Consider the following 267-nt stretch of genomic DNA (forward strand, 5'->3'; position numbering starts at 1 on the left):
GCATCGCATTTGGCGCTCGCTGGATCGTCGAGCGGATGGAAAAGCTGCAAGCCATCGTCTCGTTGCGCGCCGCCGGCTACAATCAATCCGTGCTCCGAACCTGGTTCCGGGAGCCCGAGGGCTGGATGGAGCAGCGGGTTCGGCAGCACGAGGCGATCCGCGATGATCTGCTGGACATCTTCCGAGACGGCGGTCTGCCGACGCGTCGACCGCAGGCAGGCAGCTATCTCTTTCCGAAATTGCCTCCGCTTCAGGTCGGATTGCAGG

Annotated in this window: 1 protein-coding gene; it reads left to right on the forward strand. The window is 63.3% G+C overall.

What is annotated here, in order from left to right; genetic code table 11:
• The coding region (locus tag ACZ3HH_RS30215; RefSeq protein WP_465810275.1) for a hypothetical protein at positions 1 to 267 on the forward strand (267 nt) is incomplete at both ends.

Source organism: Pseudomonas sp. PME37.24/025 (assembly GCF_055556615.1).